Origin of the sequence: Bradyrhizobium genomosp. III (assembly GCF_000261705.1) — a bacterium.
GTDB classification, from domain to species: Bacteria; Pseudomonadota; Alphaproteobacteria; order Rhizobiales; family Xanthobacteraceae; genus Bradyrhizobium; species Bradyrhizobium ottawaense.
Genome location: NZ_AJQF01000549.1, coordinates 1 through 6,514 on the forward strand (window position 1 = coordinate 1; position 6,514 = coordinate 6,514).

Here is a 6,514-nt window from a genome sequence, read left to right on the forward strand (position 1 = left end):
CAGGCGCAGGGCTATCTGTTCAGCAAGCCGCGGCCTGCCTCCGACGTGGCGATCATGCTGGACCGCCCGCGGCTAAGTTCAGCGCGGCGTAACGCGAACGCTACATTTTCCCCGCTGATGTACGAGATCACTGTCGCACCGTGCGAAGGCTGAAGATCGTCCAGCTCGGCAGCGGGGTGTTTGCGCAGACGAGCAGCCCAGTAGGCTCGGAGGCCCTTCTCTGCCGGTGTTAGTCAATTCGTCACAACCGCAATGGACCACGGCATCTTCGGCGTACATTTCGAGTATCGCTTGGATATCGCCGGCACGGTAGGCGTCGAGCCAGTCGACGGCAGTGGCCATCGGGTCAAAGGACATACAGGCACCTCCTGCCGCCCACAAATCGGAGATTTTGGCCGGGGTAATCAGCTAAGTCTCATCCAATCGATTCTTGAGTTTTGATATTTTTCTCTCGGCTAGCAGCCATATGCCGAAGGTCATAAAGTGGATACTTGCCCGCCGGCCTCTTCTGCCAGCACGTTCGTCGATTTTGTACTTGTGACGGGCTCAGCTGTTCTGTTGCTCGGGGCCGGCTCGATCACCCATCGCGCATGCCTTCTGCACTTCGTTGACAAGTCGGCTCTCTGGACGGGCTGATTGCACTATGGGTCGCCCGGATCGGGCTTTTTTTCTTCTTTTGACATCTGCATCTGGCCCGTTGCGGACCATCCAAGATGGCGGAGAGCGAAAACCGCTTCTGGTCATCGCGGACCTCTTAGCCGCTCCCCCGGCAGCTTGGCCTTCGGCCATGTCATGTACTCCGGATTTTAGGAACGAGGTCCGGGCTTCCACATTCCTTTCGAGGTGCAAGCAGGAGCCTCAGCATGGCAACGCTAATCGTAATGGATCACAGCGGCGACAGCCGGCATTTCTTCGATAATTCCAGTGCAGACGCCTTCGGCAGAAGCGGAGAGGCTGTTTTCGGAATTTACCGGCAAAGGATACACCGCAACGGTCCGGAAGGGGGCAGGTGAGGTAGTCAAGATCATCTCCTTCAATCCGGCCGCCGAAGAAACATTGTTCTTCCCCGCGCCTTGTTGGCGGGTGATCACCACGTGAAGAACAAATATGGTTCGCTCGGCCGCTGGAGCGGTCGCTGACTGGCACTGACAAGGCTGTATCAAGCAGCTAAGGACGAAAAAACGGTTCACGCGCGGTCAATGCGACTTCTGCGGTCATGGCTTTCGCCTCAGCAGCGGGCCGAGTTTGACACGAAGGGATACTTCGACGTCGTCGGTTGCGATACGAGAAGGCGGTACCGCATCCGCCGAGGAACGTCCGGCGACGTCAACGAGATCAACGAACACGGGCGGCTAGGAACCGGGTGGTGTTTTGTCCCATTGGGTGGGTTGGCCCAGGGTAAACGTCATGCTTGCTCAAAAGCTAGCTCTCGAAACGGACGAGAAGCGCGCCTTGAGCATTGCCAACAGTTTTCCGGGGCCGATCGGGTGGCGCCTAAGCGGTAGTCGTCGCTCGGGAGAGAGAAGTTCCCGCGTGCGGCTTCATCCCGGCTAGTGCGGTTGAGGATCTCGCAAGCAGGCGGTCGCGCTTAATGTTCGTGCGTCGCAGGCGCGTTGGACCTATGAGATAGGAGTATCCGAAGACTACAAGCCCGGGCCGCATCGATCAAGGTCAAATCGCAAGTATGATGGTGTAGCTCTTTTGTGCGCCGCCCTGGTTTCTTGTTAGCGCAGGTGAGAGCCGAGTTTCGCGCCATTAGCCGAACAAGAACGCGTTGTATTTGATCACCCTGCTCAAAATTACCGTCTATTATGTTTTAGGGATCGAGTGAGAACAAGTGGTCACGACCAGCGCGGTTCGGTTGCATTGCCAATCGGCTCCCAGCATTGGTTCAAAGAGTGCGCGAGGAGTGCCGATTGCAATAGTGGTACCAGCTGCGACCAGAAGAACGGCCGCCAGAGCGAGCATTCGAGTGGTTGTCCAATTGAGCTGCATGGCGCTTCCTCCAGTTGAAGCGCGCACGCTATCCCTTTCTTTACCTACCCATTGTGAACTACTTCACTCGGGTTCCTGCATGCTCATCACACCCGCGTGCGGAGGCCGTCGGTGTGTACGGCGTGCCCCAACGAATATAGCATCCGGCGTGCGCTTTTATTCATTCGACCGTGTGGCGCGCCTACCTGATCATTCTGCTAAGCGCATTGACGAACTTCTTCTGCCCTGGAATTGGCGGTCTCAAAGCGTCGCTCACGCATCTTGAGCGCGATCAGCCTTCCCGAAAGCGGCCTAGCCCGGGGCCTTCGCCGGGTGCGTATCGACCTCATGGCTGGGCATCACTCAAACATCAGCGTTGAATTAGTCTGCAATTGAGAGTTGAATGTTAGCATTTTAGAATGGGGGCTGATTTTGCTTCAGCTGGAGGCACATCTTGAACTGTCCGATGTGCTTCGTTTGATCGAAGAAAAGCTGGGAGCAGGTGTCTGGCGCTGTGATGCAGCTGGCCAGATGCAATGGTCGCGTGGCTTTTTTGGGCTGCTCGGATTGGATCCGCATGCGGTGTCGCCTTCATATGCGGAAGTCCAACGAAGAATTCATCCGGACGATCGCGGTCCGAATCGCAGTCCGAGCGAGTTGATGACAGATTGGAGGTTGCTCGACGGTGAATTTCGCATTGTTCGGCCTACTGGCGCTTTGCGCTGGATTCACTGCCACACGGAAGTGCTGTTAGATAGAGCGGGTGAGCCGGAATGTATCTTGGGGGTTGCTCTCGACATTACCGCGCAACGTCGGTTGCTCCAGACGCTACGAAGTGACGCCGAGCGCTACAGCGCTTTGACCCAAGTGGTAGGCGGTCTGCTGTGGATCGGTAGTTCCGATGGTCGGATCACGGCGCTGCCGAATGGCGAGAAGACACCGGAGGCAAATCAGTTCTTTGGCAAAGGCTGGGTTGATCTTCTTCACGAAGATGAGCGTGAGGCGGCCCTGAGAAACTGGACGGCCTCGGTTGAGACGGGACGGCAGTACAGTGTCGAACATCGGCTGCGACAGGCCGACAATACATATCGGTGGTACCGTTGTACGGCAGTGCCTGTCACCAATGCGGATGGCAGCATCCAGGAATGGATGGGTCTCTCCATTGACGTGCATCAGGAAAAGCTCTCCGTCCAACGCGCGGCGACATCGCAGCTTACGGGCGCGCAACTGCGCGCAGCCCGCGGCATCTTAAATTGGTCCGTGAAGCAATTGGCCGCGCGAACAGGGATTTCGTCGGCTATCATACGTCGGCTGGAGGAGTACGATGATGCTCCTCCCATGCCGGACGAGACCATGGAAATCCTTCGCCGCGTTTTTTCGGATGCGGGAATTGAGTTCTTGTTTCCGTCGGTGGGAAAGCCAGCAGTTCGGCCGCGATAATGATCGAGACAAGTTGTCGCAGCCTTGCTCTTCTCACTCGCCATAAATGGCTTGGAAGCGCTGTGTTGGCACTCAGTTTTAGGGTTACTCCCCCATTCCGCGGCCCAGCGGGCTAAAAATTTGCGAAGAGCGCGACTTAAGTTTCGTGACAAGGCGCTGAACCGACAATTTTTGCTCGCATGAGGAAGATCAGATCGATTTTCTTCTTAACCAACTCGCAGGCAATTGTCTTCACCATCGTCTACACGCTGAGATAGGGGGTGGGAAGCGTCAGTTGCAGTTTCATTGAGTGACTTCAAGGATCCTTTTGGCATCTGCCCCGAAAAGCGGTCGTCGGTTGCGGCGACTAAGTGCGTCACATTCAAATCCATTCTTGCCGATCTTTTTTTAAGGATCCGATGACCCGCGGAGTGTTGCCATGCCCTTCAAATTCAAACTTCGGATTCGTGGCCGGCTGATTTCGGGATTTCTTGCCGTGTGCGCGATTATCGCGCTTTCTGTCGGGTACACAGTGTTTGCGGTCGGCGGGATTTCCACGACCGTGGATCGCATGGTGAACCTGCGCACACCCGTCGCACTCGCGAGCACGGAGCTGGTCGGCAATCTCTATTCCACACTGGCGACATTGCGTGGCTATCTGCTGACCGGAAATCCGCAAGGCAAGCTCGATCGGGCCGCAATGTGGAAGGAAATGGATGCCACAATTGCTGGCCTCGATGAGAAGGCGGTACATTTTACCAACCCGGAGAACAGCCGAAAATGGGCCGAGGCCAAGTCGCTGCTCGCAGAATTCCGAGCTGCGCAAGACAAAGCCGAAGCCGTCGCGTTCACTTCCGAGGCATATCCAGCGACCAAGCTATTGGTGACCGAAGCCGGTCCGCGCGCCGAAACAATCTTTTTCGAGATCACCAGGATCATCAACGAGGAGGAAGGCCTGGACGCGACGGCGGAGCGAAAGCGACTGCTGAAAGCCATGGCAGACACGCGCGGCAATTTTGCCGCTGCCACCGCTCAGCTGCGCATGTACCTGCTGTCGGGCGAAAAGAATGACAAGGAAAAATTCTTCAAGCCGTGGGAGCTCTTCGAAAAAGGCTATACTGCTGTGAGTGCGAAGAAGGACCTACTCACGCCGTCGCAGCTGCTCGCTTTCGAGAAGATTACGAAGGCGCGGGGCGAATTTGTCCTCCTTTACGAGAAGATGTTCGCGCTCCGGGAGTCCGCAGACTGGAATGCAGCCGTGCATATTCTTGTAACGGAGGCGGCGCCGCGCGCTGCGAAAATTCTCGACCTGCTTAACGGGCCGAAAGGAGCCGACGGCACCCGCTTTGGAGGAATCAAGACGAATCAGAAGGGGATGCTTGCCGAGGAAAGCCATCAGGTGCAGACCAGCATATCGTTCCTGAAGCTGGTCCTGTGGGGCTTGCTCGCGGCAGGACTTGGCCTCGGCACCGCGATTGCGTTGCTGACCGCTCGGACGATCGCGCGGCCGATCCAGGGGATGACCGCCGCCATGGGCAGCCTGGCGGGGGGCGATACGTCCACCGTGGTCCCCGGCATGGGCCGCGCCGATGAGGTAGGCGAGATGGCGGAAGCGGTTCAGGTCTTCAAGGACAATATGATTGAAGCGGACCGGCTGCGCGCCGAACAGGCGCAATCGGAGGCTCGTGCCGCTGCCCAACGCAAGGCCGACATGCACCAACTCGCCGGCCGGTTCGAGGATGCCGTCGGAGAGGTCATCGAGACGCTGTCGTCGTCTTCGACCGAGCTTGAGGCAGCGGCCAAGACCCTGAGCAGGACGGCCGAGAGCACTCAGGAGCGCTCCAGCATGGTAGTTGCGGCTTCTGAGGAAGCCTCGACCAATGTTCAATCGGTTGCTTCCGCCACCGAAGAGATGAGTTCATCAGTCACCGAAATTGGCCGCCAGGTGCAGGACGCAGCCAGGATTGCCGGGGCGGCAGTGGATCAGGCGCAAAAAACTAACGATCGCGTCAGCAAGCTGTCGCAGGCGGCAACTCGTATAGGCGACGTGGTCGAACTGATCAATACGATCGCAGGACAGACCAACCTTTTGGCCCTGAACGCAACGATCGAAGCGGCCCGGGCCGGCGAGGCCGGACGCGGCTTCGCTGTCGTTGCTTCCGAAGTCAAGGCGCTCGCGGAACAGACCGCGAAGGCGACTGGGGAGATCAGTCATCAGATCACCGATATACAGGCGGCCACCCAGGATTCCGTCGTCGCGATCAAGGAAATCAGCGGCACGATCCGTCGGATCTCGGAAATCTCTTCGGCCATTGCCGCCGCGGTGGAAGAACAGGGAATGGCTACGCAGGAAATAGCGCGCAACGTCCAGCAGGCCGCGCAAGGTACTCACGAGGTCGCCTCCAATATCACGGAGGTGCAGCAGGGGGCCACGGAAACCGGTTCAGCCTCAAGTCAGGTGCTGGCCTCGGCGCAAATGCTGTCGAACGACAGCGCGCGGCTAAAGACAGAGGTCGAGAAGTTCCTGACCACTATACGCGCAGCCTGAGGTCCACATGACAAGTCCCTCGACATCAGCGGGTCACGCTGGAGTGGTCGCAGCTACAATCCGTGATGGAGCGTCCGAGCCGGCGGCTGCCAACATCATCCCGCTGCCATTTAGTCGAGAGCGATGCCTGATCGTTCAGACCCGAACGGACTGCGAGTTGCTGCGGCGGAACGTCAATGTCGTTATCGAATGCCTTAGAGCTCTCAATGGCCTGCTTGAAGATGTGGATGACAGATCGATACGTGAGGAATTTCAACATCGGGTGGCGCGGCTGAACGAGCTGCTCGTGCTTCGGCTTGATCAGCTATCCGCCGCGGATCGCTTGCTGCAGGAGGTGCTGCCGTATGCCTGACGCGGGACGGATTGTTCTTAGTGGGCGCGTTCGTTTTCACCTCCAATCAAACAGCTTTGCTATACAGCGTTCGAGCTGATCTATCTGGAAAGGTTTGGTGAGAAGCGGGCGATCTTGAAATCCATTTGGTACTCCATCAGCCCCGTAGCCGCTTGCAAAAGCGAACGGGATGTTGCGCTCTGCGAGGGCCGCCGCAACCGGCTCGCTACTGGTGCGGCCAA

Annotated in this window: 3 protein-coding genes and 3 pseudogenes; 5 read left to right on the forward strand and 1 reads right to left on the reverse strand. The window is 57.7% G+C overall.

The window, feature by feature from the left end; translation table 11 throughout:
- The first annotated feature begins 863 nt into the window (after positions 1-863).
- From IC66_RS48890 to IC66_RS46960, 5 genes and pseudogenes are all read left to right on the forward strand, one after another.
- Positions 864-1,087: pseudogene (locus IC66_RS48890) on the forward strand (hypothetical protein).
- A 52-nt stretch (positions 1,088-1,139) separates the two neighbouring features.
- Positions 1,140-1,554, forward strand: a pseudogene (locus tag IC66_RS49365) (hypothetical protein).
- An 819-nt stretch (positions 1,555-2,373) separates the two neighbouring features.
- Positions 2,374-3,414 carry a PAS domain-containing protein gene (locus IC66_RS0141705; RefSeq protein ID WP_240536577.1) on the forward strand — a complete coding sequence of 347 codons (1,041 nt, stop codon included), beginning with the start codon at positions 2,374-2,376 and terminating at the stop codon, positions 3,412-3,414.
- Between the two features lie 418 nt (positions 3,415-3,832).
- Positions 3,833-5,941, forward strand: a complete 2,109-nt coding sequence (locus IC66_RS0141710; RefSeq protein ID WP_028144446.1) for a HAMP domain-containing methyl-accepting chemotaxis protein — start codon at positions 3,833-3,835, stop codon at positions 5,939-5,941.
- Positions 5,942-5,948: 7 nt separating this feature from the next.
- Positions 5,949-6,293, forward strand: a complete 345-nt coding sequence (locus IC66_RS46960; protein WP_131233187.1) for a hypothetical protein — start codon at positions 5,949-5,951, stop codon at positions 6,291-6,293.
- A gap of 36 nt (positions 6,294-6,329) precedes the next feature.
- Here IC66_RS46960 and IC66_RS48070 read toward each other — a convergent pair.
- Positions 6,330-6,514 (reverse strand): annotated as a pseudogene (locus IC66_RS48070) (response regulator); the annotation flags it as partial.